At 69.2% G+C, this 25,344-nt stretch carries 29 protein-coding genes; 16 read left to right on the forward strand and 13 right to left on the reverse strand.

The genetic code is table 11. The features are described from left to right. Both E1218_RS23830 and E1218_RS23835 read right to left on the reverse strand, forming a co-directional pair. The coding region (locus E1218_RS23830; protein WP_132323791.1) for a serine/threonine-protein kinase at positions 1-762 on the reverse strand (762 nt) is incomplete at its 3' end. A gap of 122 nt (positions 763-884) precedes the next feature. Beyond that, complete coding sequence (locus E1218_RS23835; protein WP_132323793.1) at positions 885-1,589, reverse strand: aspartate/glutamate racemase family protein; 705 nt, start codon at positions 1,587-1,589, stop codon at positions 885-887. A gap of 11 nt (positions 1,590-1,600) precedes the next feature. Between E1218_RS23835 and E1218_RS23840 the strand changes: the two genes are divergently transcribed. From E1218_RS23840 to E1218_RS23850, 3 genes are read left to right on the forward strand one after another with little or no spacing between them, the layout of a single operon-like run. Next, positions 1,601-2,377, forward strand: coding sequence for a DeoR/GlpR family DNA-binding transcription regulator (locus E1218_RS23840; RefSeq protein ID WP_202866156.1), 777 nt, complete (start codon positions 1,601-1,603; stop codon positions 2,375-2,377). Then, the gene (gene otnK / locus E1218_RS23845) at positions 2,374-3,648 is read left to right on the forward strand and encodes a 3-oxo-tetronate kinase (protein WP_132323795.1); all 1,275 of its coding nucleotides are present in this window, start codon (positions 2,374-2,376) and stop codon (positions 3,646-3,648) included. Before E1218_RS23840 ends, otnK begins: the two co-directional genes overlap by 4 nt. After that, positions 3,645-4,283, forward strand: coding sequence for a class II aldolase/adducin family protein (locus tag E1218_RS23850; protein WP_202866157.1), 639 nt, complete (start codon positions 3,645-3,647; stop codon positions 4,281-4,283). The genes otnK and E1218_RS23850 overlap by 4 nt, the downstream gene beginning before the upstream one ends. 2 nt (positions 4,284-4,285) lie before the next feature. On the opposite strand, the gene E1218_RS23855 is transcribed toward E1218_RS23850, so the two are convergent. From E1218_RS23855 to E1218_RS23865, 3 genes are read right to left on the reverse strand one after another with little or no spacing between them, the layout of a single operon-like run. Beyond that, positions 4,286-5,236, reverse strand: a complete 951-nt coding sequence (locus E1218_RS23855) for an aldose epimerase family protein (protein ID WP_132323799.1) — start codon at positions 5,234-5,236, stop codon at positions 4,286-4,288. Then, positions 5,226-6,365, reverse strand: coding sequence for a mandelate racemase/muconate lactonizing enzyme family protein (locus E1218_RS23860; protein ID WP_202866158.1), 1,140 nt, complete (start codon positions 6,363-6,365; stop codon positions 5,226-5,228). The genes E1218_RS23855 and E1218_RS23860 overlap by 11 nt, the downstream gene beginning before the upstream one ends. After that, entirely contained in the window at positions 6,366-7,187 is an 822-nt protein-coding gene (locus E1218_RS23865) for an IclR family transcriptional regulator (protein WP_165949392.1), read from the reverse strand. A gap of 220 nt (positions 7,188-7,407) precedes the next feature. Here E1218_RS23865 and E1218_RS23870 point away from each other — a divergent pair, with 220 nt between their 5' ends. The 5 genes from E1218_RS23870 to E1218_RS23890 are packed head-to-tail and all read left to right on the forward strand — an operon-like array spanning position 7,408 to position 13,323. Continuing rightward, the gene (locus E1218_RS23870) at positions 7,408-8,289 is read left to right on the forward strand and encodes a carbohydrate ABC transporter permease (protein ID WP_132323803.1); all 882 of its coding nucleotides are present in this window, start codon (positions 7,408-7,410) and stop codon (positions 8,287-8,289) included. Further along, entirely contained in the window at positions 8,286-9,122 is an 837-nt protein-coding gene (locus E1218_RS23875) for a carbohydrate ABC transporter permease (protein ID WP_132323805.1), read from the forward strand. Before E1218_RS23870 ends, E1218_RS23875 begins: the two co-directional genes overlap by 4 nt. 27 nt (positions 9,123-9,149) lie before the next feature. Next, positions 9,150-10,487: an ABC transporter substrate-binding protein gene (locus E1218_RS23880; RefSeq protein WP_132323807.1), complete on the forward strand. Its 1,338-nt coding sequence runs from the start codon at positions 9,150-9,152 to the stop codon at positions 10,485-10,487. An 8-nt stretch (positions 10,488-10,495) separates the two neighbouring features. Further along, positions 10,496-11,530 carry a zinc-dependent alcohol dehydrogenase gene (locus tag E1218_RS23885; protein ID WP_132323809.1) on the forward strand — a complete coding sequence of 345 codons (1,035 nt, stop codon included), beginning with the start codon at positions 10,496-10,498 and terminating at the stop codon, positions 11,528-11,530. Next, a complete protein-coding gene (locus tag E1218_RS23890; protein WP_132323811.1) occupies positions 11,527-13,323 on the forward strand; it encodes a glycoside hydrolase family 36 protein in 1,797 nt (598 codons plus the stop codon). The genes E1218_RS23885 and E1218_RS23890 overlap by 4 nt, the downstream gene beginning before the upstream one ends. 9 nt (positions 13,324-13,332) lie before the next feature. Here the strand turns inward: E1218_RS23890 and E1218_RS23895 are convergent, their stop codons facing one another. Beyond that, positions 13,333-14,088, reverse strand: a complete 756-nt coding sequence (locus E1218_RS23895) for an SDR family NAD(P)-dependent oxidoreductase (RefSeq protein ID WP_165949393.1) — start codon at positions 14,086-14,088, stop codon at positions 13,333-13,335. A 31-nt stretch (positions 14,089-14,119) separates the two neighbouring features. On the opposite strand from E1218_RS23895, the gene E1218_RS23900 reads away from it, so the two are divergent. Beyond that, positions 14,120-15,916, forward strand: a complete 1,797-nt coding sequence (locus tag E1218_RS23900) for a glycoside hydrolase family 36 protein (RefSeq protein ID WP_165949394.1) — start codon at positions 14,120-14,122, stop codon at positions 15,914-15,916. Further along, positions 15,913-16,041, forward strand: a complete 129-nt coding sequence (locus E1218_RS37825; protein ID WP_267900322.1) for a hypothetical protein — start codon at positions 15,913-15,915, stop codon at positions 16,039-16,041. The genes E1218_RS23900 and E1218_RS37825 overlap by 4 nt, the downstream gene beginning before the upstream one ends. An 84-nt stretch (positions 16,042-16,125) precedes the next feature. Here E1218_RS37825 and E1218_RS23905 read toward each other — a convergent pair whose 3' ends face one another. Then, entirely contained in the window at positions 16,126-16,944 is an 819-nt protein-coding gene (locus E1218_RS23905; RefSeq protein ID WP_202866159.1) for a cytochrome c oxidase assembly protein, read from the reverse strand. Next, positions 16,941-17,432, reverse strand: a complete 492-nt coding sequence (locus tag E1218_RS23910) for a DUF2243 domain-containing protein (RefSeq protein ID WP_132323817.1) — start codon at positions 17,430-17,432, stop codon at positions 16,941-16,943. The genes E1218_RS23905 and E1218_RS23910 overlap by 4 nt, the downstream gene beginning before the upstream one ends. A gap of 335 nt (positions 17,433-17,767) precedes the next feature. Here E1218_RS23910 and E1218_RS23915 point away from each other — a divergent pair, with 335 nt between their 5' ends. After that, positions 17,768-18,508: an SGNH/GDSL hydrolase family protein gene (locus E1218_RS23915; RefSeq protein ID WP_233712421.1), complete on the forward strand. Its 741-nt coding sequence runs from the start codon at positions 17,768-17,770 to the stop codon at positions 18,506-18,508. A 41-nt stretch (positions 18,509-18,549) separates the two neighbouring features. Here the strand turns inward: E1218_RS23915 and E1218_RS23920 are convergent, their stop codons facing one another. Further along, on the reverse strand, positions 18,550-19,113 hold the full coding sequence (locus E1218_RS23920; RefSeq protein WP_132323819.1) for a dihydrofolate reductase family protein: 564 nt from the start codon (positions 19,111-19,113) through the stop codon (positions 18,550-18,552). Between the two features lie 174 nt (positions 19,114-19,287). Between E1218_RS23920 and E1218_RS23925 the strand changes: the two genes are divergently transcribed. From E1218_RS23925 to E1218_RS23940, 4 genes are read left to right on the forward strand one after another with little or no spacing between them, the layout of a single operon-like run. Further along, positions 19,288-19,632 carry a hypothetical protein gene (locus E1218_RS23925; RefSeq protein ID WP_132323821.1) on the forward strand — a complete coding sequence of 115 codons (345 nt, stop codon included), beginning with the start codon at positions 19,288-19,290 and terminating at the stop codon, positions 19,630-19,632. A gap of 23 nt (positions 19,633-19,655) precedes the next feature. Beyond that, positions 19,656-20,996 (forward strand): glycosyltransferase family 4 protein, encoded by a 1,341-nt coding sequence (locus E1218_RS23930; RefSeq protein ID WP_132323823.1) that lies wholly within the window; start codon positions 19,656-19,658, stop codon positions 20,994-20,996. Next, entirely contained in the window at positions 20,996-21,997 is a 1,002-nt protein-coding gene (locus E1218_RS23935) for an HAD domain-containing protein (RefSeq protein ID WP_132323825.1), read from the forward strand. Before E1218_RS23930 ends, E1218_RS23935 begins: the two co-directional genes overlap by 1 nt. Further along, entirely contained in the window at positions 21,982-22,506 is a 525-nt protein-coding gene (locus E1218_RS23940) for a hypothetical protein (protein ID WP_132323827.1), read from the forward strand. Before E1218_RS23935 ends, E1218_RS23940 begins: the two co-directional genes overlap by 16 nt. A 396-nt stretch (positions 22,507-22,902) precedes the next feature. Here E1218_RS23940 and E1218_RS23945 read toward each other — a convergent pair whose 3' ends face one another. The 3 genes from E1218_RS23945 to E1218_RS36225 all read right to left on the reverse strand — a co-directional run bounded on the left by E1218_RS23945 (position 22,903) and on the right by E1218_RS36225 (position 24,488). After that, positions 22,903-23,364, reverse strand: a complete 462-nt coding sequence (locus E1218_RS23945) for a DUF6098 family protein (protein WP_132323829.1) — start codon at positions 23,362-23,364, stop codon at positions 22,903-22,905. Beyond that, positions 23,361-24,125, reverse strand: coding sequence for a GAF and ANTAR domain-containing protein (locus E1218_RS23950; RefSeq protein ID WP_233712422.1), 765 nt, complete (start codon positions 24,123-24,125; stop codon positions 23,361-23,363). Before E1218_RS23950 ends, E1218_RS23945 begins: the two co-directional genes overlap by 4 nt. 207 nt (positions 24,126-24,332) lie before the next feature. After that, positions 24,333-24,488, reverse strand: coding sequence for a hypothetical protein (locus tag E1218_RS36225; RefSeq protein ID WP_165949395.1), 156 nt, complete (start codon positions 24,486-24,488; stop codon positions 24,333-24,335). 85 nt (positions 24,489-24,573) lie between these two features. On the opposite strand from E1218_RS36225, the gene E1218_RS23955 reads away from it, so the two are divergent. Beyond that, complete coding sequence (locus tag E1218_RS23955) at positions 24,574-24,846, forward strand: hypothetical protein (protein WP_132323833.1); 273 nt, start codon at positions 24,574-24,576, stop codon at positions 24,844-24,846. Here E1218_RS23955 and E1218_RS23960 read toward each other — a convergent pair. Further along, positions 24,824-25,344, reverse strand: a 521-nt coding sequence (locus E1218_RS23960; RefSeq protein ID WP_233712423.1) for a cbb3-type cytochrome c oxidase subunit I, incomplete at its 5' end; no start/stop codon positions are given. The genes E1218_RS23955 and E1218_RS23960 overlap by 23 nt on opposite strands.

Genomic DNA, 25,344 nt, shown 5'->3' on the forward strand with positions numbered 1-25,344 from the left:
CTTGCGCAACAGACCGTCGAGCACCGGCCAAAGCGGCCCGGCCAGCCGCGGCGGATCGGGCGGTTCGGTGACGGCCGCGGCCAGCGTCGGCAGCGCAGCACCCCGGTCGTACGGCGGCCGCCCCTCCACCGCGGTGTACATCGTGGCACCGAGGGACCACAAATCGGACTCCGTCCCCACGCCCTGCGCCTGGACCCGCTCCGGCGCGATGAAGGCCGGCGACCCGAGCAACGCACCGGAGGTCGTCAACGACGGATCGCCTTCCAGCGTGGCGATGCCGAAGTCCGTCAGCACGACGCGGCCCTCGCCCGTGAGCAGCACGTTGCTGGGCTTGACGTCCCGGTGCAGTACGCCGGCGCGGTGAGCGGCCTGGAGTGCGGCCAGTACCTGAAGACCGATCCGGGCGACCTCTCCCGGTGGCAACGGCCCGTACTCACGGATCGCATCGGCCAGCGTGGTGGAGTCGACCATCTCCATCACGATCCAGGGACGTCCGTCCTCCTCCACGACGTCGAACACCGTGACGACGTTCGGGTGACTGAGCCGGCCGGCCGAGCGGGCCTCACGCAGCGTCCGCCGCCGCAGGATCTCGCGCTCGGTGTCGGGAAGCTCGGGCGGCAGCAGGATCTGCTTGACCGCGACCGTGCGGCCGAGCAGTTCGTCCCGCGCCTGCCAGACCACGCCCATGCCGCCCCGGCCCAGGGTCGCGAGCAGCCGGTACCGACCGGCCAGGAGGCGGCCAACCAAGGTCGAGTCGGACATCGTCAACGGCGCCTTCCGCGTCTCCCCGGACGGACTGGGAACTTGTCTCCAGGTGCCCAGTCGATCCGGGACGACACGGTCCGACACGAAACCCGGCGCTGTGCGTCGCCGGGTGTAGCGACTCACGCTCGACGTGAGTCGACTGCTGCGAGCAGCGCGGCCACACCGGCCGCCGGGGAGGTGAAAGTGTCGATTCCGAGGCCGGAGACTGCCTGCGCCATCGAGGCCTGCGCGAGCACGATGGCATCGGCGTGTGTGCTCTTCACCGCCTCGCGAATCAGCTCGTCGTGCTTGTTCTGGTCGCCCGCGGCCCGTGCCGCCGCGGCGCCTTCGACGACGGTGGCCTCGACCGCGATGCCGTGTCCGGCCGCGGTGCGCTCGATCAGTCGCCCGGTCGGACCGAGCGTCGCTTCCAGGGTCGCCAGCACCGCGATGCGGCCGCCCTCGCCGGCGGCCCCCACCGCCTCGGCGGCCATCGGCGCGTCGACTCTGAGGACGGGAACCTCGACCGCGGTCGCGGCCGCCTCCACCGCTTCACCGATCGACGAGCAGGTCACGAGGACGGCCGCGGCGCCGTCGCCGGCGAGGTACTCGACGTGTTGCCGGACCCGACCGAACACCTCGTCGGTGACACCGTCCCTGATGGCGGTGGCCAGCAGCTCCGGATCGGCGACGTGCACCTGTTGCAGCGAGCGATCCTGATGAGCCACCAGCTGCTGGAAGACGCCGGCCAGCGCCGGCACCGTGTGCAGGAGTCCGACACGAGTCATGCGGTCCAGTTTGTTCGAGTTCGGACAAATATGCAATTGATGTGCGAACGTTGACATTGCCGCATGCGGTGAGTTTGAGTGAGCGCGTGCGCTACACCGGAGCATCCGCCCGACGTGCGGAACTCGTCCGCCGGCTGACGGCGGACGGGTACGTCTCGTCAGCCGGCTTGGCCCTCGAGCTCGGCGTCTCCGAGATGACCATCCGTCGCGATCTCCGGCAGCTCGACCTGGACGGGATTGCCCGCCGGGTGACGGGCGGCGCCAGTCTGCCGGCCGGCGGCGGCGAGCCGTTCGACCAACGCGACCGCGCCTCGACCGGAGAGAAGCGATCCATCGCGGCAGCGTGTGCGGAGCTCCTCGCCGACGCCACCACCCTCGCCCTCGACGCCGGTACGACGGTCGCGCCGCTCGCCGGCCTGGTTGCCAAGGGCGCCACCGTGGTCACCCACTCCTTGCCGGTGATCAGCACCTGCGCCGCCCGAGACGACGTCGAACTGGTGGCGCTCGGTGGCACGTATCAGTGGGACACCCGATCGTTCACCGGACCGGCGACCGAGGCAGGCCTCGCGAGTCTGTCGGTCGATGCCGCCGTACTGTCGGCGACTGCCGTGGACAGTTCAGGACTGCTGTGTGCGAACGCGTTGGACGCGAGCATCAAGCAGCGCATGGCCGACGTGGCCGTGACCACGATCCTGTTGGTGGACCACCGGAAGATCGGCGCGCGGGCACCGATCAGGTTCGGCCGGCTCGATCTGGTCGACGTGGTCGTCACCGACAGCGCAGTCACCGCCGACCAGCAGCGGCTCCTGCGCAGCGGAGGCGCCCGGCTGGTGGTGGCGCCATGACCAGGCCACTGCTCGGCGTCGTTGCCGACGACCTCACCGGCGCTTGCGATCTGGCCGGCGGCGTCGCGGACGCGGGACTCCGGACCTCGGTGACGCTGGGCGTTCCGACGGAGCCGATCCCGTCCGAGGTCGACTGCGCCGTGGTCGCCCTCAAGTCGCGAACCGTCGAACCCGCGACCGCTGTCGAGGAATCCGCCGCGGCGGCTCGTGCCCTCGCCGGCGTCCGGTACGTCTACCACAAGTACTGCTCGACGTTCGACTCGACGGCTGAGGGCAATATCGGCCCGGTCGCCGATGCCCTCGTCGAACTGGCGGGTCCGGGCGCGATCAGCGTGGGTACGCCGGCCACGCCGCAGGTCGGCCGGACGCAGTACCTCGGTCATCTGTTCGTCGACGGGCGACTGCTGTCGGAGTCGTCGCTGCGGAATCATCCGCTCACGCCGATGACGCACCCGGACCTGGTCCGGGTGCTTGCGCGGCAGACGGATCGTTCGGTCGGTCTCATCGATCACCCGGTTGTACGTCGCGGTCCGACGGCGATCGCGGACGCGGTCGCGGCATCGCGCGGCGTGCACCGGCATCTGCTCGTCGACGCCACCGACGACGCCGACCTGGACCATGTGGCCGAGGCCGTTCTGCGACTCGAGCGACCGGTAGTCATCGGTGGCGCGGCCGGGCTCGCCGTCGCCCTGGCACGCACCCACTTCCCCGGCACTAGTCAGCACAGCCGTCCGTCCGAGCTGCCGCAGGCCGAACCCGGTCCACGACTGATCATTTCCGGCAGCGGATCCGAACGAACCCGCGAACAGGTCGCGGCCTTCCGCGGACAGATCGTCAGGGTGGATCCGCTCGCCCTGGCAGCCGACTCCTCGACCATCCAGAGGCTGACCGAGCAACTCGAGGAGGCCGTACGACGGGACGACTCGGCCGTCTTGCTGTCGGCCACAGCAGCGCCGAGCGACGTGAGAGACGCTCAGACCGAACTGGGCAAGGACAAAGCGGCCGCCCTCGTCGAAGACGCGCTGGCCCAGCTGGCCGTCACGGCCGTCGGCAAGCTGGGGGTACGGCGGATGATCGTGGCCGGTGGCGAGACGTCCGGGGCCGTCGCGGCTGCTCTCGGAGCGAAGACCCTGCGCATCGGCGCCCTGGCCGCCCCCGGCGTGCCGTGGACCGTCACAACGGTTCAGGATCGATCGATCGCGCTGCTGCTGAAGTCCGGCAACTTCGGTGATCCAGATCTGTTCGAGACCGCATGGACGGTCGGCCCGTGAGCGGCCGGGGCAACCCACTCGCCGAACTGAGGGAGCGGGTCGTCGAAGCCTGCCGCCACCTCGCCGGCGCCGGGCTCTCTCCCGGCAGCTCCGGCAACGTCAGCGTGCGAGTGGGCGATCAGGTACTCATCACGCCGACGGGCTCGGCTCTGCGACGGGTGCGGGCCGACGACCTCGCCCAGGTCGACGCCGGATCACCCGTCGGCAACCGGCCGCGGCCGTCCAAGGAGTTGCCCGTTCACCTTGCGGTCTATCGTCAACGTCCGCAGGCGACCGCGGTCGTCCACCTCCACTCGCCGTACGCGACTGCTTGTGCGTGCCTGCCGCCGGACGGGCGGGGCCTGGCACAGTTGCCGCCGCTGACGCCGTACCGGGTGATGCGGCTGGGCGACGTCCCGCTGGCGCCGTACGCCAAGCCCGGGAGCAGCGCACTCGGCGACGGAGTGGAAAAGCTGGCTGCGAAGCATCACGTCATCCTGCTCGCGAATCACGGCTCGGTCGTCGCAGGTGAGTCCCTGGACTCCGCTGTCGAGCTTTCGGAGGAGCTGGAGACAGCAGCACAGCTCACCCTCCTGCTACGAGCCCAGCCCGCTGTTCACCTCACGCCAGCACAAACGGCCACGCTCTGCGGATAGCGTCACTGGGTCAGTCGAGCGGTCAACTGCCACGACTTCGTCGCACCAGCGGCGAGCACCTGATGCGTGCCGGCCTCGACACCTTCGCCGACAGACAACGGGTAACCGGTGCAAGGTTCCAGCACAAGGACGTCCAGTCCTCGCCAGCCCCCGCCGTACGAGGCGAACAGCCAACAGGACGCCAAGTCGGCACGGTCCCAGGTCAGCTGCAGACCGGTCCCGGCGGACGGATGCCGTACGCCGCATTCGCCGCGTTCGAGCGCAGTTGCCAGCAAGAACTCCGAGACGCCCCGCTCGGTGGCGTCAGGCAGCGTTCGCAGATCATGACGTACGCCGTCCGCCGACAGCCAAGGCCAGGTGATGTGGCCGTCGGCCGGACGTGCCCTCGGACTGCCGAACTCGTGCACCAGAACGTCTGTGGCAGCCATGTCGACGACCGTGTCCGGCTGAAGCGCGACGGCGACGTGGGTCTTCCAGAGGAACGGCTGATCGGTCCGTCCGCGGTTGGTGATCCGGTAGTCGGTCACCAGTTCGGCGCCCGTACCGAGCGTCAACCGCTTGCTCACCTCGGTCCCGGTGACGGCGCCCCGGACCCTCAGCTCGAGCCAGACCTCGTCGGCCGACGCCCCCGTACTCGATGCCCAGGGAACCGCCCACAGCTCGCCGTGGTCCGGCAGCGGTTCGCCCACGAGTTCTTCCGGGACGTCGGTGGGATAGAGCTCGTCCCAGCCGCCGATGAACTGGTCGTCGTAGCTCGACCCGAAGGCGGCCGGCCGGAGCGGGACCCGGTCGTTGCGCCACAGCAGCTCGCGGTCCACCCGCTTGTCGACGATGCTGAAGACCTTGCCGCCGAGCCCGGGCAGCACGACGACGCGGGTCACCGTGTTCTCCAGGATCACCGCGGGCTGCCCTGCCAGCGACCATTCGGTGGACAGGCGAGGCCTAGCCGACACGAAGCCTGTCCATCACGTCGGCGTCGACCTCGACCCCGAGACCGGGCCGGTCGAGCGGCACGGTGACACAGCCGTCGGCGAACGAGATCTCACGCCGGACCAGGTCGCGGGCGATCGGCGAGGTCGACACGGTGTGCTCGATCAGTCCGCCGTTCGGGATCGCGGCCGCGAAGTGCGTCGACGCCGCGACCAGAACGCCGCTCTTGAAGGCGTGCGGGACCAGCCGGCGATGGCGGGTGTGCGCCAGCCAGGCCAGTCGCCGGCCGGCGGTCAGGCCGCCGCACCGGGCCAGGTCCGGCTGGATCAGGTCGAGCTCGCCGTCGTCGATCAGTGTCTCGAAGGCGGCGTAGCTGCTCTCCTGCTCGCCTCCGGCGATCGTGAGCGAGCTCCGGCGGGACAGCTCGCGGTAGCCGGCGATGTTGTCCGGGGCAACAGGTTCCTCCAGCCAGGCGATGCCATAGTCCGCGTACATGGCCGCCATCCGCAGCGCGGTCTTGGTGTCCCAGACCTGGCCGGCGTCGATCATCACGTCGACCTCGTCGCCCACCGCCCGCCGGATCTGCTTGACCAGCTCCTCGTTGAGGCCGAGGTCCTGCCCGATCGGCCCCCAGCCGAACTTGATCGCCCGGTAGCCCTGCTCGGCATGGCCGGCCGCGGCCTTCGCGGCCAGCTCCGGCGTGTCCGGCATGACCAGACTCGCGTACGCCGTGAGCCGGTCGGTGCGCGGCCCGCCGAGCAGCCGTGCGACCGGCAGCCCGAGCACCTTGCCGGCCAGGTCCCACAACGCGATGTCGACGCCGCTGACCGCGTGCATCGTCGCGCCACCGGCGAAGTACCGGCTGCCCTCCACCATCGCGTGCCAGGCGACCTCGAGGTCGAGCGGGTTGCGGCCGAGCAGGATCGAGCGCAGGCCGCGGGCGATCAGGTGCGACGGCTCGGCGTCGACCACCGCCTTGGCCACCAGCGGCGCCGAGTCCACCTCGCCGACGCCGACGGTGCCGTCGCTGGCGGTCACGAAGACCAGCAGGGTGTCCTGCGTGCCGTCACAGCGAGCCGCGTCCACACTGGACAACCGCAGATGGACCGCCTCGACATCGGTGATCGTCAGGTCTGACGCAGTGGTGGACATCTATGCTCCGGTGGGTGGGTCGGCCGGTTGCAGCACCGCGCTGCCCAGCTCCTCGGTGACGATCTCGCGGATCCGCGGCAGCCAGCCGACGAGATCGTCCGGCGTCGTCCGGCTGCCCACGGCGCTGATGCTGATCGCGCCGGTCGGGCGGCTCGGTGAGTCCAGGAACAGCGGCAGCGCGATGCAGACGATGCCGAGGTCGTTCTCCTGCAGGTCGAGCGCGTAGCCGTTGCGCCGGGCGTCGACGAGGGCCTTGTGCAGCGCGTCGGGCGAACAGAGGGTGTGCCGCGTCCGCGGCTCGAGCGGCCCGTACTCGGCGACGTAGCGATCGACGTCCGCGCGGTCGGTGAGCTCGTGCATCAGCAGCGCCTTGCCGAGACCTGTGCGGTACGCCGGGTTCGAGCCGCCGATGACCGAGCTCATCTGGAAGGTCGACCGGCTGGGCGAGACCTTCGCCTGGTAAATGATGTTGCCCTCGACAAGGACTCCGTAGTGCGTGGTCTCGCCGGTCTCCTCGGCGAGGCGTCGCAGGACCGGGCCCACGGTGAGGCTGGGCGCTCTCGCCTCGTGGTAGCCGAACACCAAGCGGAGCAGGTCGAAGCCGAGATGGTAGACACCCTGCGCGTCCTGCCGGGCGAATCCCTGCTGGACCAGTGATCCGAGAGCCCGGTGGGCACTGGCCTTCGGCGCTCCGAGAGCCGCGGCCACCTCCCCCAGACGTGACCCGCCGGGGTGTTCGGCCAAGTGACGCAGCACCGCGAGCACGCGCGCCGATCCGGTCAGCGCACGTGCATCGGCAGCACGATCCGCACTCGGCGCCATCGACCTCCACCTTCGTCCGGGGCCGGTTTCCATCGTTGCACCAGTTTGGTCTCGACGGGGTTGACGCGGCCGTGATCTGTCCTAGTATGCCAATAGATCCCGCTGACAGGAACGTCGTTCCGATAATTGGAACAGGGGAGTCATGACGCAACAACGTGTCGTCGTCCGACCTGTCGCCGACCGGCCGTCCGTGAGCCGGTCGCCACGACCGCGCCTGACGATGACCCGTCGGCAGGCGCTGTGGTGCTACGTGTTCATCGCGCCGGCGGTGCTCGGCCTGCTGCTGTTCTCGCTCGGCCCGATGATCGCCTCGCTCGGCCTGAGCTTCACCTCCTACGACATGCTGACGTCGCCGATCTGGACGGGCACCGAGAACTACGGCGCCCTGTTCGCCGACCCGATCTTCCGCAAGTCCCTCGGTGTGACCCTGATCTACGGCGTGGTGAGCGTCCCCGCCACGCTCGTCATCGCGCTGGTGCTGGCGATCCTGCTGAACGCGAAGCTGCCCGGGCTGAAGTTCTTCCGGTCCGCCTACTACCTGCCGAGCGTGATCAGCGGTGTCGCCGTCGCGATGGTCTGGAAGTGGATGTTCAACGGCGAGTACGGCCTGGTCAACGCCGCGCTGGCCAAGGTCGGACTCCAGGGTCCGGCGTGGCTGACCGACGAGCAGTGGGCCCTGCGGGCGTTGATCTTCATGAGCCTGTGGGGTTTCGGCGGCACGATGCTGATCTACCTCGCCGGGCTTCAGGGGGTCCCCAAGGAGCTCTACGAGGCCGCGCGGGTGGACGGCGCCTCGACGTTCCGGCAGCACCTGCACGTGACCGTGCCGATGCTGTCCACGGTCACGCTGTTCAACCTCGTCATGGGCATCATCAACAGCCTCCAGGTGTTCGCCGAACCGTTCGTGCTCACCCAGGGCGGACCGAACAACTCCACGCTGCTGCTCTCGGTGTACCTGTACCAGAACGCGTTCGAGTACCTGAAGATGGGCTACGCCTCCGCGATCGCCTGGGTCGCGTTCGCGATCATCCTCGTCCTCACCCTCCTCGTGTTCCGGTCGACGCCCATGTGGGTGCACACCGCGACGGAGGACGACCGATGAGCCGCCGACGGCTGCCGCTGGGGATCTGGATCCGGCTCGTCGTGCTGTCGGTCGGTTGCTTCGCCGTCCTGATGCCGGTGGTCTGGATGGTGCTGACGTCGCTCAAGTCGGCCGGCCAGGTGTTCGTCACACCGCCGATCTGGGTCTTCAGTCCGCAGTGGCACAACTACGCCGAGGTGTTCGAGCTGGTGCCCTTCCAGCGCTACATCCTGAACACCGCGACCATCGTCGGGCTGGTCGTTCTCGGCACGCTGCTGAGCTGTTCGTTCAGCGCCTACGGGTTCGCCCGGCTGAAGGCGCCCGGCCGGAACGCGATCTTCATGGTGCTGATGGCGACGCTGATGCTGCCGACCACGGTCACCCTGGTGCCGACGTACATCGTGTTCAACCACCTCGGCTGGCTGAACACCTTCAAGCCGCTGATCCTGCCGGCGTACTTCGGCACCGCGTTCTTCATCTTCCTGTTCCGGCAGTTCTTCCTCGGCATCCCGCGCGAGCTCGAGGAGGCCGCCCGGATCGACGGTGCCGGCTACCTGCGGATCTGGTGGGCGATCTTCCTGCCGCTGAGCTGGCCGGTGATCGCCACCGTCACCGTCTTCACCTTCATTGCCGCCTACAACGACTTCTTCGGCCCGGTGATCTACCTGTCCGACGAGTCGAAGTACACCATCGCCGTCGCGCTCTCGTACTTCAGCGGCTCACCCCGGATCGGGCCGCAGATTCACCTCACGATGGCCGCGACCACGATCGCCGCGCTGCCGTCGATCCTGGTTTTCCTGCTGGCCCAGCGCTACTTCATCCGGGGCATCGCCGTCAGCGGTGTGAACAAGTAGCCGCACGTCACGTCGAAGGAGACGACCATGTCGAACACCACCGTGAGCCGCCGCACCCTGCTGGGCGGCCTCACCGCCGCCGGAACAGCCGGGCTGTTCGGCTGCTCCGGCAACGGCTCGGGCTCACAACCCGCGCCGGCCCCGGCCCCGACCGGCACCGCCGTCGTCGGCAAGACCAACCTGGACATCTACGCCTGGACCAACGGCCCGACCATCGACGCGAACTTCCGCAAGCGGATCGAGCTGTTCAACCGGGAGCACGCCGGCAAGTTCACCGCCAAGATCAACTTCCTGCCGTACGACCAGTACTGGCAGAAGGTGCAGCTGCAGTACGCCGCCCGCAAGCCGTTCGACATCTACTACTGGGATGTGCAGGCCTACGCCCACTACAAGCGGAACCTGGTCTTCAACGAGCAGCCGGTGATCGACAACACGCCGATGATGGACGACAAGGCGTATCCCACCAAGCTGTACGAGCCGTGGAAGTTCGACGAGAAGAACCTGTTCTGTGTGCCGGAGAACATCCAGTCGATGGCGATGTTCTACAACAGGAGCCACTTCGACCAGGCCGGCCTCGACTACCCGGACGAGACCTGGACCTGGGACAAGGTGATCGAGACCGCGCCCAAGCTGCAGAAGTCGGCCGGCGGCAAGGTGACTCGCTGGGGTCTCGACATCGGCGCGCTCGGCATCTGGTGGGGCATCCAGGCGCTGGCCTGGGCGGCCGGTACGGCGTTCGTCGACAGGCCGCTGGAGCCGACCAGGTTCCAGATGACCGACCCGAAGGTGGTCGAGTCGATGAAGTACGTCCAGGACATGATGTGGGCCAAGCACATCGCGCCGCGGCCGGACGAGCGGGCCGGGATCGCGCAGAACAACGGCGGCTTCGCCTCCGGCGCGTACTCGATGATCGCCGACGGCACCTGGAACATCGCCTCCTTCCAGCAGATGAAGGACGAGTGGGCGATGGCGCCACTGCCGAAGTACCAGGGCAACAGCATCGCGCCGTACTGGCTCGGCGGCTGGGTGATCCCGCGGCAGTCGGCCGCGTTGACCGCGGCGCAGACGTTCGCCACCTGGAGCGCGACCGACTTCCAGCCACAGATGGCCAAGGACCACGACTGGATCCCGCTGCAGAACGCGGCCCGGCAGTCCCAGGACATGCTGCGCGGCATGCCCGAGGGCTTCGACGCCGCGATGAAGAACCTGGAGAACGCGCGGATCGGCGACATCTACACCGCGAACATGCAGCAGATCTTCAACGAGGTCTACGGCACCAACTTCGAGCAGTTGCTGAACAACAAGCTGGCCCCACAGGCTGCTGCCCAGAAGATGCAGGACGCCGCGACCAAGCTGCTCGGCTGAGGAGCGTCATGCGGGCGCTGGTGCTCAGCGACGTCGAACACTTCGACATCGTTACCCTCGACGACCCGGAACCGGGCCCTGGTGAGGTACGGATCGCTGTCACCCAGTCGGGGATCTGCGGCTCGGAGCTGGGCGGGTTCCTCGGTACGGACGGTCTGCGCAAGCCCGGCCTGGTGTTCGGCCACGAGTTCGTCGGCGCGGTCGACGCCTACGCGGCCGACGTAGGGTCGGGGCAACGGCTGCCGTTGGGCACGCTGGTCACCGCAAACCCGCTCAGGTCGTGCGGGACGTGCCCGATCTGCCTGGCGGGACACGGCAACGTCTGTCCGCAGCGCAAACTGCTCGGCGGTCATCTCAACGGCAGCAACGCGGAGCTGGTCGTCGTACCGGCCGATGCCGTCCACCGCGTCGATCATCTGGCCGATCCCAGCTCCAGCGTGTTCGCCGAGCCGACGGCCTGCGCCCTGCGGGCGGTCGGCCGGACCCGGATCAGAGCCGGCGGATCGGCCCTGGTCCTGGGGGCCGGTCCCATCGGCCTGCTCCTCCTGGAAGTACTGCGGGCCAGAGGCGTCGAGCAACTGTTCTTCACCGAACGCGTCGACGGCCGCGTCGCCGCCGCCGAGGCAGGCGGCGCCCGGCGGCTCAGCGACGAACCCGCGGAGCTCGTCCGGCACGCCAAGGAGCTCACCGGCGGTCTCGGCGCCGACGCGGTGTTCGACGCGGTCGGCAGCGCCGACACCCGGGCGGCGGCGACGCTGGCCGCTCGACCCGGTGGGGACGTCTGTTTCGTCGGCCTGCACTCGGCCGACGGCATGCTGCCGTTGCGCGACCTGATCCGCCGCGAGGTCGCCTGCACCACCAGCTTCGCCTACAGCCCGGCAGAGTTCGGTACGGCGGTCGAGCTGCTCGGTCGCGGTGACATCGTCTTCCGCGGTGAGATCGTGCGGGCCGATCTCACCGACGGCCAGCGGTGGTACGAGGAACTGATCAAAGGCCATCCGGCCGGCAAGGTCGTACTCCAACCCTCAGCCCGAAGGACGTGATCCTGATCGAGACGCCCGTACTGACACCCGCTCTCCCGGGAGCCGAGGTCCGAGTGGTGCGCCGGCGGACCGGTGCCGGCACGTACGCCGTGACCGCGACGGGACCGTCCGAACCCGGCGGCTGGGCGCCCCGGATCGGCGCGATCACGTTGCCCGCCGCAACACAGATCACCGGGTTCACCAGCAGGTGGGGGCTGGAGTTCGAGCCGGTGGCGTTGCCGACCGGACAACCGGGGGAGCTTCACGTGACCGCCGGCCGGTCGACGCAGGGCGCCGTACCGTGGCTCGCCGTCGAGACCGACTCCGGAGTGTATGTGCTGACCCTGCACTGGAGTGGGAACTGGCGAATCGCGACCACACCGACCGGGGACGGCGTCCGGATCGACATCGAGCTGCACCCCGACGGCCAACGGATCGTCCTCACCGAGGGCGAATCGTTCACGCTGCCGGAAGTGAGCGTCGCCTGGGGCGACTCCCGGCCAACAGCATCCGCGACCCTGGCGCGGCATCTGGCCGAGCAGGTCCCGGCCGGACCGCCACTGCTGACCGAGTGGAACCACTGGTGGCCCTACGAGGACGTCGAGATCACCGAGGACGTCTTCCTCGACAACGCCGCGATCGCCGCCGAGCTGGGACTCGAGGTCGCGGTCCTGGACGCCGGCTGGTTCGGTCGTCCGGACGCCGCGAGCGAGTGGTACGCCGAACGCGGTGACTGGCACCGGGTCAACACCGAGCGCTTCCCGCACGGACTGCATTGGCTCGCCGAACAGACGCGCGCCCGCGGCATCGAGTTCGGCATCTGGGTCGAGGCGGAGGCCGTCGGCGCCCGTGCGTCCATCGCCGGTGAACGTCCCGAACTGCTGGCCACCGACAGCACGGCAGGCAGCCTCGGCTATGTCTGCCTCGGCGCACCGGCCGGCCGGGAACATCTCTACACGACCGTGTCCGGACTGATCGAGACCACGACTGCGCGTTGGATCAAGTGGGACTTCAACCTGGACCCCGGCTCCGGCTGTTCGCGCGACGACCACGGGCACGGTCCGGAGGACGGACTACTACGCCACTACCTGGGCCTGTACGACGTCCTGGACCGCCTCCGAGCGGCCTACCCCGAGACCGTCTTCGAGGCCTGCTCGTCCGGTGGACTGCGGATCGATGCCGGACTGGCGGCCCACGTCGACGCCTTCTTCCTCTCCGACCCCGACTGGACCGAGCATGCCCTGACCTGCCTTTGGGGAGCAGCCCAACTGCTGCCGCCGCGTCAACTGCTGCACTGGCCGCAGAGCGAGTGGCGTGGCGAGCACCGGTTCCAGAAGGCCGACTACTCGGGCACGCTGATGACGACGGCGCAGTTCGACACCAAGATGCGGGCCGCGTTGCTGCACCGCTTCGGTGTGTCGGTGCGGCTCACCGAGATGCGGCTGGACCTCCTGCAACGACTGGGACAGCACGTCCGCAGTTTCCGCTCGATCATCCGGCCGCTGGTCGAGATCGGTGTGCTGATACCGCTGACCGAACAGCCTTTGCGCGAGGAGAAGGGCCGGCGTCAGCCGGCGTACCAGCTGACCGCCGGCGATCGGCATCTGCTCGCCGGCTTCAGGTTGCCTCCGACCGGTGACTGGGGTCCTGTCGTGCCGGTCGGGCTCGATCCGGACGCGACGTACACCATCGCCGTCCTCGATGGCGACGAGCGCGTCGAGCGCCGTACCGGACGCGACCTCGGCAAGGAGGGGTTGGTTGCTCCGGGCAAGAGCGAGACGTCGGTCCTCTGGCTGCTGACCCGGGACGGGTGACCCGTGCCGTCAGCTCGGGTACGGATAGCAGCGCGCCGTCGCGCCGCCGTCCACGGTGATCGACTCGCCGTTGACGAAGCTCGCCTCGTCCGACAGCAGGAACGCGACCACGCGGGCGATCTCGACCGGTTCGATCAGGCGCCGGATCGGGTGCAGGTCGGCGTACTCGTCGAGCAGTGCGGCGGGATCGTCGGCCGCGTCCAGGAAGGACTGGGTCAGCGGTGTCATCACCGCCCCCGGCCGGACCGCGTTGCACCGGATCCCGTGCGCGGCCTCCTCGACGGCGAGTTGCCGCGTCATCGCGTCGATTCCGCCCTTCGTCGCGGCGTAGACGAACGACTCCGGGAAGCCGGCCAGGGAGTGGATGCTCGACATGTTGACGATCGCTCCCCCGGCGTCCCGCAACGCCTCGGTGGCGACCGCGCACCCGAGCATCGTCCCGACCAGGTTCACCTGGACGATCGCCTGCAGGTCGTTCTCGTCCAGTGCCCGGGCGGTCGTCGGCCGCTCGATTCCGGCGTTGTTGACCCAGCCGGCCAACGTTCCCCGCTCGGTGGCCGTCTGCCTCGCCCGTTCGTGGTCCGAACGACGAGTGACGTCGCCGGTGACGCCGGCGAACGTCGATCCGAGCTCGTCGGCCAGGCGCCGGAGCCGTGGTTCGTCACGGTCCAGACCGACGACCGTCCACTGTCGCTCGACCAGCAGGCCGGCGATGGCCGCACCGATGCCGTTGGCTGCCCCGGTCACCACCACCACGTTCTCCACGGGCTCAACCCTAAGCGAAAGGCGGCTCCGCGTGACTGAGTTCTCTGTGCCGTTGTCGGTCTCCCGAGCCGCGGTCGAAAGCCACGCCGGACCGTTCCAGCGCCTGACCACGACTCTTCGCCAAGGTGCCGCGCTGATCGAGATCGAATTCGCCACCAACGCCGTCATGATGGAGTGGTTGCATCCGTTCAGCTGGGACGCCGGTTTGCGCGGTGTGGTCGCGCCGAGGAGGAGGTTGACCGGCGGCAGCACGATCTGCCTGCACGCCGGCCCGTACGGCACCGCCGACGCCGTTGCCCACCGCAACAAAAAGCCGATGCGGTTCCCGGACGCCGGGGACGGCCATCGCTATCTGGCGGGCGATGCACCCGGCGCGCACGAGGACCATCAGGACGCGGCGGCCTGGACGCTGGTGGAGTCCGGCGGGCACTGTGTCGTACTGGCGTGGGAGTACAGCGGCTCGCTCACCACCGAGGTGTCGGTTCGCGACGGCAGGGCGCGAATCGTCAGCAGATTGCCCGCAGACACGTTCCACCCGCGGTCCGGGAGCGAGCTGTGGAACACGGCCGGGCCGATCGGCTGGCTCGCCGTGGTCCCCGGCGGATTGGACGCGGGCGCGTCCGCCTTGCGTTCGCTGGTGATCGATGAGGTGGTGTCTGCTCCGGATCTGTCCGGAATGCCCGCCGCTGCGGAGTTCCCGTGTCTGGTGGCGAACTCGTGGGGCGTCCAGGAGAACACCTCCACCGAACGCATCCTGACGATGATGGATGCGACCGCCGCGATCGGTGCCGAGGTCTTCGTGGTGGACAAGGGCTGGGAGCGGTCGGTCGGTGACTGGCACGCCAACGACCGGTTCGGCACCGGCCTGCGGTGGCTGTCGGACCAGGCGCGCGAACGCGGGATGGGGTTCGGCGTGTGGTGCGGCTTCGGCAACGCCGACCCCCGCTCCCCCGTCGCACTCGAGCATCCCGACTGGCTGGCCACCTGGCGTGGCAGTACGCCGAGGCTGAGCTTCGAGAACCATGCGATCTGCCTCGGGCACGACCCGGCGCGCGACTGGATCCAGGATGAGCTCCGCCGGCTGGTCACGGACTTCCGGCTGACCTGGTTCCTGCACGACTTCGAATCCATCGCTCGCTGCGACCGGGACGACCACACCCACGACCCCGGCGCCGGTGAACACGCTGCGGAGCTTGCCTGGCACCACATCCTGCGTACTCTCAAGGCCGAGTTTCCTCAGCTGGTTGTCGAGAACTGCTGGAACGGTGTCCGGCCGCTGGACCTGGCCATGATCCGCAGTCACCACACGACGATCACCGAGGATCACTGCGTCGCCCGGTGGAACAGTCTCGCGAAGGTGGGTCTCGGCCGGTATCTGCCGCTCGATTGGCAAAGCGCGTACATGGGTGCCGAGGACCTACCGCCGCGGGCCCGGATCGCGCCGTACGTCATCGGTGGTCCGTGGGTGCTGATGGACGACCCGGAGAGCTGGTCCGCCGAGACCCGCGAGACGCTTGCGCAGGCTGCCGCCCTCTTCAAACGGTGGCGCGATCCTCTCCGTACGGCCACCGTTCACCGGCCACAGGTCGACCTCGAACGCTACGACGCGGTCCAGGCCTCGACCGCGGACGGCCGGGTTCTGCTCGCGGTCGGCGTTCCGGGCGGAACCGACGAGATCCGCGTCCGGCCGGCCGAGGTCGAAGGCGAGTTCCGGTTGACCGACGAATGGACCGGCGAGACCTGTCCGGTCAGCGTCGACCAAGACGGCATCCGATTGCGTGTCGACCCCGCTGGAGACGGCCTGCTGATCAGCCTGACACCGGCGTGACCGCCACCCAGCCCGAACCGTACGACGGTCGCGTGCAGCAGGTCCCGGTGTACGACGCCGCGCGCCAGGCGCGGTGGGGTTGGCGGGACCACTCGTCGGGCCGGGCGCGGCGGGCGGCCCCGTGACGCGGTCAAGCTGTGGTTCGGAGGTCCTGAGCGGACAAGTGACGTGAGCCACGGACATGCCGGGCATCGGGCCGCCGAGTCCGGTCAGCGCGGTAAGACGGCGGCTGCCTTCGCGCGACGGGTGAGAGATCGGCCGGTCGTGATGTACCACCGGGCCGCCAAGGTGACTGCGAGGGCGACTCCGACCACGTCGCCGCCGTAGTACATCAACTGGGCGCCGGCGTGCAGGTCAGTGGCAGTGAACGCGGTGCCTGGCGGTGCGGCGGCGTACAGGCTCTTGGCGAGTACCGCGTGGGCGGCACCGGCCGCCAGCAGCGTGGTGCCGCGAGCCGCGTACCTCCACCGGCGGTGGACAGGGTCGAGCTGGCACACGGCGAAGGTGAACAGGAGCCCGGCGAAGAGCACGTGAGCATCGACCGCGGCGTGCAGCAGTGGCCTGTCCTGGCTCTCGGCGAACAGGTCGGTGCGGTAGAGCAGCCACAGGCCGCCAACGTCGAGAACGGCGGCCACGGGTGGAACCACCAGCCAGCCGACGGGTGTGGAGTGCAGCAGCCGGACTAGACCCCGCCGGACACGACCGGGGGGCAAGGCACGCAACAGCAGGGTGAGAGGTCGGCCCAGGACGATCAACAGTGGGGCCCCCATGCCAACGAGAAGGTGCTGGGCCATATGCGCGGTGAACGGCCCACTCAGCGGCACGCCCAGCACTGCCCAGACCACCGCACCGAGCCCGGCTGTGAATGAGATCAGCCGCGCACAAGGCCAGCTGTCTCGGCGGCGCCGGAGCCGGACAACGCACAGCACATACGCGGCGGCGACCACCAAGGTCGCGGCCACCACCACCGACTCCAGGAGTCCCAGGCTCGCAGCGGCGGGCGCGGGATGGACGTGCGCCGGGGTCACCCGGTCGATCCAGTCCGGGAACGGCGCCTCGCGCGTACGGCCAACGCGATCCCGATCAGTACCAGCACCAGACCTGCCAGGTTCCACGCCCAGTCGTACGGCGTGACGTCGACGCCGTACCGGATCTGATGCAGGCGCAGCAGCTTGTGGTCGACGATCCCGTCGAACAACTGGAACCCGCCCGCGCCCAGGAAGAAGCCGGCCCGTCCGTGCGCCGGCGAGAGCGCGCGACGACGCCGCAGGTCGGCGTACAGGACGAACCCGGCAACCAGCGCCAGGAGTTCCGCGGTGTGCAGGAGCCCGTCGGACAGCAGTCCGACCTCGCCGGTCGAGCGGTCGTAGAAATGGTGCCAGGCCAGGAGCTGGTGGAACACGATCTCGTCCACCGCGGCCATCACCGCCGCGCCGATCACCGCACACACCACGATCGACCGGCGCGGCTGAGCCCGCTCTGCCACCACGGGATCGACATCTTCGGAACCGACCATGACAGCAGTCGCCTTTCCGCCGGGATCGAGTCCGTCATGAGTACCCCACGCCCGCGCGTCGAACCCTGACGTCCAGTCCCGGGAGCAGACGCGCCCGTGGTGCGGGGTGATCGCGGTCGGCGGGGTCGACCGCGGGGCTACACAGCGTGATGCGTTGCGGCGGTGAGCCGAATTTATCGGTGCGAAGGCACTCGCCGTTACAGCAGCTTCCGACGGGTGGCTGAAATCGTTATGAACAAGGGCGAGGCCGGGCTCTGCTATCACAGGTGAGAGGACAGTCCACAGTGAAAACGGGTCTTGCCAAAACCGGCGGGCAGGCCTCACAGTTACTCCCCGTGAGGAATTTCTGTCACTCGGTGAAGCCGAGCCGCCGCCAGCTCATCGTCGCCGGGGCCGCCGCGGCCGCGACCGCGGTGGTGTCGACGCAGACCGCCGAAGCCGCGAACTCCTACGGGTCGGGCGAACTGCTGAATTGGACAACCTCCAGCAGGGCGCTGACCGGCGAGGCGGCGGTCCAGGCCGTCGTCGCCAGGGACGGTGTGTTCATGTTCGGCGACAGCATCGCCGTCCAGGACGGCAAGGCACTGGCCACCCGGCTGAAGGACCGCACCGGCGACATCATGGCGGTGCACAACTGGTCCGGACGCCCGACCACGCCGGCCGTCGACGCGCTCCAGGAGTGGGCCACGAAGTACGGGATGCCGCGCCGGATACTGATGGCGACCGGGACCAACGACATCTTCAACCCGCCCGTGCTCGCGGCCCAGATCGAGCGGACGATGAAGATCGCCGGCCCCAACCGGACGGTGGTCTGGTGCAACATCCAGGTCGCTCGCAGCAACCAGTCGGCCTCGGTCCAGCTCGCCGACCAGCGCAACACCGCCTGGATCAACCTGCAACTGTCCGACGCCCAGAAACGCCACCCCAACCTGCGCATCGTCCGCTGGGCCGAGTACCTCGCCGCCAAACCGGCCCGGCTCACCATGTACCTGCGCCAAGGCATCCACACCACCGTCCCCTACGGCCAGGACGCCCGCAACGAGCTCATGGTCCAAGCCCTCGCCGCCACGAAGTGAGCGCAGCGCCCCCGCTGACGGCCGGCGTGCAGAGGGACCTCTCAGACCTCGTAGCGGAGGATGGCTACGCCGTTGTCGAACGACGAGGCCTCGATCAGCTTCAGGTTGCGGGGGTCGGCGAAGAGGCGTGTTCCCTTGCCGCGGGTTGCCGGGCAGACCAGCATCCGGACCTCGTCGACGACGCCGGCGTCCAGCAGGGAGCGCATGAGGGTCAGGCTCCCCCACAACCAGATGTCCTTGCCGCTCTGCTCCTTGAGCTCGCGGATGGTGGCGGCCGGTTCGCGCGTCACGGTCGCGGCCGGAAAGTCGCCCCACGGCGCGTCCTGCAGCGTCGACGAGGCGACGAATTTGGTGAGGTTGTTGAGCTTCCGGCCGTACTCGCCCTGTTCCTCGGCGTACGGCCACCCGCCCTTGGACTGGTTGTAGGTGGTGGCGCCGAGGATCATCGTGTCGACCGAGTCGATGAACGCCATCAGGTTGTTCTGGAACGGGTTGTCGGTGACTTTGTCGTCGAACGGCTCTCCCGCGACGAAGGAGAGGCCACCGTCCTCCTCCGCGGCGATGGTGTCGACGGTGACCCACTGCTGAACCACGAGCTTCCGCATGACTGACCTTCCTTCGCGACGGTGCGGCCACTCCGGCCGCAGCTACACCTGAGACGGAGCCGCCGGCCGGCTCTCGACATCCAGTCGCACCCTTCCGGGAACCGGTCGTTGGCTCGGTCACAGGGGCCGCTGACCAGGCAGCTCGTAGACCCTTCGCGTGGGAGCCTGTGCGCCATGAGTTCCGAGACAGTCGCGGTCGATCCCAGCCGGCACCTGCTCAGCACGCATCAGCACGCCTGGGACGACGCCGGCGAGCCGGTCCGGAGCCCGGTCTCGTTCGCCGAGCACGTCGCGAGTTCGCGGGAGTCGCTCGACCCGCGATTCGGCGCCGAGTCGAGCCACGGCGTGGAACTGGCGGGCACCGAGGCCCTGGTCGCGGCCACCCTGCTGCGCGAGCTCTCCGCGCGGTTGCGGTACGACGCCCGGCGCGGCGCGATCAGCCCGGACGCCGAGCAGCTCGCGGTCCTGACCGACGACCTGGTCGAGCGGTTCTACTCCGCCGCCGGCCTGCGTGGCTGAGCCGGACTCCGGAGGAAACAACGATGTCGAACCCGTTCGAAGGTCTGCCCGCCGCCCGCCAGCTCCGTGTGCTGAGCCTGGCCGACAAGTGGTACGGCGGCGGACCGTTCGCCGTCAACCGCGAGGTGTCGCTGTCCTTGGCCCGGATGGGTCATCACGTCACCACTCGCGTCACCACGCCGGACGCTCAGGACGTACACCCCAACGTCCACATCCAGGTGCTCGAGCCCGTGCCCGGTGTCACCGACGCCCGCGCCCAACTGCTGCGAGCCGACAACCTGCCCGAGGACGTCGACCTGATCATCGGCCACGGCCGGTTCTCGGGCGGCGCCGCGGGCTACCTGCGCGACAACTTCTACCCGAACGCCAAGGTCGTGCACTTCATGCACGTCACCGCCGACGAGATGGACCGCGGCCGCGGCAACCCGGAGCAGTCGAACGAGCACACCAGGACCGAGCAGAAGCTGGTCGACCGGGCCGACCTGGTCGTCGGCGTCGGTCCGCTGCTGACCGAAGAGGGACGCCGGCTGGCCCGGATGTGCGAGAAGCCCCCGCCGGTGGTCGAGCTGAAGCCGGGGATGGTGATGCAGACCCCGGCCGTGCTCGACCCGCAGCAGCGGATCAAGAACCTGCTGGTCTTCACCCGGACCGACGACCCGCTGAAGGGCGCGGACATCGCGGCCCGGACCGCGGCCGAGTTGCGCGACCGGGGCCTGCCGGTCCAGCTGACCATGCTCGGCGCCATGGCGGCCGACGTGCCGGCCCAGGAGCGCGCGCTGTCCGACATCGCCGGGTTCCCGGTCCGGGTTCGCAGCTACACCAAGGACCCCCGCGAGATGGCCGCCGAGATCCGCGGCGCGGACCTGGTCATGCACACCGCCCGCTGGGGTGACTACGAGCTGGCGCCGCTGGAGGTCGCCGGTTACCGGGTGCCGGTCATCGTCGGCAGCCACACCGGTGTCGGCATGGACCTGAGCAACCCGGACAGCGTGCCGAACGGCGTCGGTGACGCCGCCGTCGTCGACACGGCCGGCCTCCCGTACGAGGAGTTCCACCAGGCGTTCGCCGACAAGGCCGAGTGGCACCTGCGCAACCCCGAGCTGTCCAAACAGTCCGCGAACCGGCTCGGCGACCACTTCGAGCAGCACCGCAGCTGGGACCACGCCACCGCCGGTCTGGTCAACGACCTGCACCGGCACGGGATGCTGCCACCACCGGAGTCCGGGCAGCGCATCAACGGTCCCGACGACCTCAGCCGCTTCCTCGGCACCGGTGGGACCGTCGGCCCGTCGGCCGGTCAGGGTGCACGGCGGACCCCCGCGTCGGTGACTCCGATCAACCGCCCACCGGGTGTGGAGTTGTGATGCCGCGACCGTGGGTCATGGTCGACATCGACGGTGTGCTCAACCCCCAGAAGAACCAGGCCGAGCGCGGCTTCACGCCGTACCGGCTGAAGGGTGAGGACAACCTGCTGGTCTGGCTGCACCCGGAGCACGGCCGGATGCTCAACGAGCTCGACCGGGAGGGCTTGGTCGACCTGCGCTGGGGCACCACCTGGAACGAGGCCGCCAACCCCACGGTCGGGGCGGCGATCGGGCTGGAGCGGCAATGGGAGGTGCTGCCGATCGACCGTGCGATGGCCGGGCCGGTCGCGTTCGGCACCAACTGGAAGGCGGTGAGCATCCAGGCCGGTGCCCAGGGGCAGCCGTTCGCCTGGCTGGACGACTTCATGACCGAGTCCGACCGGCTGTGGGCAGAGAACCGCGTGCTGGACGAGGGTCTGCCAACCCTGCTGGTCCGGATCGACCCCGCGGTCGGGATGCAGGCCCAGGACCTCCAGCAGGTCCGCGAGTGGGCCCGCAGCGTCACCGGGCCGGACCCGGTCTCCGCCGCTTCACTGCTCGCCCGTACGCCGGAACTCGCGAACGACCCGAACGCACGGGACCGGGCCGAGTGGTTCGCCCGTACCGTCAAGGCCCTGCCCGGGTCGGCGCCGAACGGCGAAGGCCGCCTGGACCGGGTGACCTTCGCGCACTCGGTGTGGGACCGGTCCGCGTCCGCGATCGCCGCCGAGCATGCCGGCGATCCCGCGGCGGTGAAGCCGACCGACGCGTTCGCACGGCAAGCTGTGCGGCGTTATCTCCGGGGCGACGGCCGGGCTGCCATGGTCTGGTCCGACCGGGCAGCGCTCCGAGCCACCACGCCACATGCCGGGCACAGCCGGCCTGCCGGTCCGCACGTGCACCGCCTGGTCCTGCCGGCGGACCCGGGTCGCGAGCACGCCCTGCAGGTCCAAGCCCTGATCGACAGTGCCGCGGCGACCCGAAGGCACTCGACGCGAACGGGCCGGTGCAGCGTCGACTGATCGACGAGGGTGACCGCACCTTCGGCTGCAACCCGGCGCTGGTCGATCCGCCGTACCTGAACGCCGCCGTCCGCGAGGCGAGCAAAGTGGCCGGACTGCGCGCGGTGATGGACGCGGCGGCCGCCGTACGGGACGGGGCTGCGCTCGACACGGCCGCGGTGCAACGCGAGTTCACGCAGGACGTGCGGGCATGGCTGACGCACTCGCCGGAGCAGAATCCCGAACTGAAGGTGCTGCTGGACAGCTTCGTGCACCGCGACGACCACCGCATGGTCCGCCAGGTCGACAAGGTCCTGCAGAAGAGCGGGCTGAGCCCCGAGCACCAGCAGCAGGTCTGGCAGAGCTTCGACGTGGCCAGGACCGCACAGGAGAAGCAGGCAGTACTGGCGAACGTCCAGGCGATGGCCCAGCGGACAAGTGGCCCGGCGGCGAGTACGGCGGTGTCGCCGGAGACCTCACAGGTCACCCGTACCGAGCGCCCGAAGGGCAAAGGCTTCCAGGTCGGCTGACCCGAGGGATCCGTCACGGGCGAGTGCGGCACCTCTCAGGACAGGCGGGTGTGGCGTGGGCCTGGTTGGGAACAGCGTGGACAGGTTGCCGCCCGAGCTCGAGATCGAGCGGTCGCCGAGGTCGCGCGCGTTGACCACAGCAGCGCGCGCGACCGTCTCCAGCATCCTCCGATCGAATGTCCCTGGCTAGCTTCTGGTTCGTTCCCGGAGAACGTCGAATGCGCGGTATGCACGATGCAGGGTAGGTCCGGGTTGAATCGATCATGGGGTCCGCGGCCTGCACATTCGACCGTCTCCACCGACTCGGGATTACGGCCGCACGGGACCGGCGAGCCGGCTGGTGGCCCAGGCCGCCTCACGTGAAGGAGCCGCCAGAGGGCGGCCGCCGGATCGGACTCAGCGGGAGTCCTTGCCTACCTTGAATCGCTTCTGGTACCACGTCCGTGCCTCGTCCAGGGCGTCCTGGCTGATGCGTGCCAGCGGGCGGGCGTCGACGACGAGTGGCTCGTGATCGGGGCCGCAGCCCACGATGTCGCCAGTGAGGAGCCACGGGTACCGCTCGGTCTCCTCGCCTAGTTCGGCGTACTTGCAGACCCGGCGGGCGATCCAGTCCTCGGGTGGACGGGGCCACCAAGGTTCCGGGGTGACCGTGGTGGCGGACAGACCGGGTAGATCCACGTCCGCCTCGTAGTCCCGGCTCGGGCCGGCATCGGCATCGTGCCACGGCCCATTGGAGTAGCGCAGCAGGACACCGTCCCGGGCGTTGACGAACTCGACCAGCTCGTCGAAGCTCTGGATCACCGGCAGGTTCCGCTGCCACTCCACCGCGACGAACCGCAGCGAGGACTTCCCGCTCATGCCCGGGCGGTACCCCGGCGCAACCAGGACGACTCGTCGCCGCGGCCGGAACGTGCACCGGCGGGGCGATCACGACCACCCGGGGGGACCTGCTCGGCGATCAGGCCGGCGGCGACCTCGCGGACCTTCACGTTGGTGCTCTGCGACGTCCGGACCAGGAACGAGAAGGCCCGGTCGGCATCAATTGTGTAGCGCTCCATCAGGATTCCCACCGCCTGCCCGATCAGCTCGCGGGTGGTAAGGGCCTCGTGCAGGCTCTGATCCAGGCGCGACCACCCGAGGGCCACCGCGGAGAGGTGGGCGAGCATCGCGCCGAGCTGCTGAGTCTCGACGGTCAGCTCGTGCGCCTCGACGAAGTACAGGTTCAGGGCGCCTCTGGCGTGCGGCTCCGCCCGGCACCGGAAGGCCAGTTGAGCCGTCAGTCCGAGCGCCGCGGCGGCCTCCGGGCCGTAGCGCGGCCAACGCCGATCGTTCGCGAGGTCGTCCGACTGTACGATCGGTGCACCGACCACTGCCTCGAAACACGGCCCCTGCTGGAACTCGTACTGCAGTTCGTCCGCCCGCAGGGCCAGCGGATCGGTCGGCGCGACGGTCCGGATCTGTCCGCCCTTCGTCGTCACCGACAGACTGGCGTACGAGATTCCGGGAATCGTCTCCACCGCGCTGCCAGTGATGCGGTCGAGCGCCTCGTCCAGATTGATGGGCGCTCGCAAAGTATCAGCGACCCCCGTCACCACCTCGATCAGCTCCTTGTGCTCCACTCCGCCTCCCAGACCGAACCGGCTCCCCTGCCGGCGACGTACTCAGTCCGCACTTGTGCGCACGGGAGTGATCGGTCCCGCGCTGATCAGATCGTTCACCCGGTACCCAGCGGCAATCCACCAGGCGCGCGCTTGGGCCGACGGCGCGAGCCGGTCTCGCCACTGTGCGCTGCGTGTCCCGGCGGACGGTACGTACCGACGTGCACCTCACTCTGGTGGGCCGACGTGCTCCCCACCCTCGTGCTCGTCGTCGCGCTCCGCCGGCGCATCATCGGCGACGGTCCCGTCCGGACGACCTTCGTCAGGAGCCTTCATCGTCGGCTCGGCATCTTGGTCCCGCAGCTCTTCACCCGGTTCAGTCATGTCGCGCCCGGTACCCCGCAGCCCGCCTCAGGTATTCCTGACTCGTCGGCCGGTGTACAACGGTCCGGGCGGGGAACCAGCGGTGATGCGACGGTTCCTCGTGGTTCTCCTGGTCGGACTGATCCTCGTGCTCACCACGGCCGTGGACACACCCTCGCCGACGCTCGGGTCGACGCCGTACCCCGGTGTGAATCCACCCGGTGACGCCGACAGCGATCCCAGCGACTTCGACCAGGTTCCCTTGGCCGTCGGCTCGTTCCTGTTCCTGGCGCTGCTGGTCGGCGGCTCGCTGGTGTTCTACCTGTGGCGCCGCAACCGCCGGTCGCGGACGGACGTCAGTCCTCGGTCTGATCCCTGAGGTGATCGACCCGGCCCTCGTCCTCACCGGCGTCCAGCAGGTTGTCGGCCTGCGCTCTGGTGTCGCGGTACTCCGACAGCGCGATCTGAGGATGATTGACGTCGAACGCAGGGCTCTCGGACCGGATCCGCGGCAGCTGCTCGAAGTTGTGCCGCGGCGGCGGACAACTCGTCGCCCACTCCAGGGACCGACCCCAGCCCCACGGGTCGTCGACCCCGACCAGCGGCGCCTTGCGCGACTTGAACACGTTGTACAGGAACGGAAGTGTCGAGACGCCGAGCACGAAGGCGCCAACCGACGAGATTTGGTGCAGGAGCGTGAAGCCCTCGTCCGCGCCGTACGTCGCGTAACGCCGGGGCATCCCTTCGACGCCGAGCCAGTGCTGCACCAGGAACGTGGTGTGGAAGCCGATGAACAGCAGCCAGAAGTGCAGCTTCCCGAGCCGCTCGTCGAGCATCCGGCCGGTCATCTTCGGCCACCAGAAGTAGAACCCGGCGA

Origin of the sequence: Kribbella turkmenica, from assembly GCF_004348725.1 — a bacterium.
Taxonomy (GTDB): Bacteria; Actinomycetota; Actinomycetes; order Propionibacteriales; family Kribbellaceae; genus Kribbella; species Kribbella turkmenica.

Excerpts from the sequence above, each read along its gene's own strand:
- E1218_RS23880 (WP_132323807.1), top strand. The coding sequence starts at position 9,150 with ATGTCGAACACCACCGTGAGCCGCCGCACCCTGCTGGGCGGCCTCACC.
- E1218_RS23945 (WP_132323829.1), bottom strand. The coding sequence starts at position 23,364 with ATGAGCGGGAAGTCCTCGCTGCGGTTCGTCGCGGTGGAGTGGCAGCGG.
- E1218_RS23920 (WP_132323819.1), bottom strand. The coding sequence starts at position 19,113 with ATGCGGAAGCTCGTGGTTCAGCAGTGGGTCACCGTCGACACCATCGCC.
- E1218_RS23925 (WP_132323821.1), top strand. The coding sequence starts at position 19,288 with ATGAGTTCCGAGACAGTCGCGGTCGATCCCAGCCGGCACCTGCTCAGC.
- E1218_RS23955 (WP_132323833.1), top strand. The coding sequence starts at position 24,574 with ATGCGACGGTTCCTCGTGGTTCTCCTGGTCGGACTGATCCTCGTGCTC.
- otnK (WP_132323795.1), top strand. The coding sequence starts at position 2,374 with ATGACCAGGCCACTGCTCGGCGTCGTTGCCGACGACCTCACCGGCGCT.
- E1218_RS23885 (WP_132323809.1), top strand. The coding sequence starts at position 10,496 with ATGCGGGCGCTGGTGCTCAGCGACGTCGAACACTTCGACATCGTTACC.
- E1218_RS23930 (WP_132323823.1), top strand. The coding sequence starts at position 19,656 with ATGTCGAACCCGTTCGAAGGTCTGCCCGCCGCCCGCCAGCTCCGTGTG.
- E1218_RS23935 (WP_132323825.1), top strand. The coding sequence starts at position 20,996 with ATGCCGCGACCGTGGGTCATGGTCGACATCGACGGTGTGCTCAACCCC.
- E1218_RS23910 (WP_132323817.1), bottom strand. The coding sequence starts at position 17,432 with ATGGTCGGTTCCGAAGATGTCGATCCCGTGGTGGCAGAGCGGGCTCAG.
- E1218_RS23865 (WP_165949392.1), bottom strand. The coding sequence starts at position 7,187 with ATGGCGCCGAGTGCGGATCGTGCTGCCGATGCACGTGCGCTGACCGGA.
- E1218_RS36225 (WP_165949395.1), bottom strand. The coding sequence starts at position 24,488 with ATGACTGAACCGGGTGAAGAGCTGCGGGACCAAGATGCCGAGCCGACG.
- E1218_RS23860 (WP_202866158.1), bottom strand. The coding sequence starts at position 6,365 with ATGTCCACCACTGCGTCAGACCTGACGATCACCGATGTCGAGGCGGTC.
- E1218_RS23835 (WP_132323793.1), bottom strand. The coding sequence starts at position 1,589 with ATGTCAACGTTCGCACATCAATTGCATATTTGTCCGAACTCGAACAAA.
- E1218_RS23875 (WP_132323805.1), top strand. The coding sequence starts at position 8,286 with ATGAGCCGCCGACGGCTGCCGCTGGGGATCTGGATCCGGCTCGTCGTG.
- E1218_RS23870 (WP_132323803.1), top strand. The coding sequence starts at position 7,408 with ATGACCCGTCGGCAGGCGCTGTGGTGCTACGTGTTCATCGCGCCGGCG.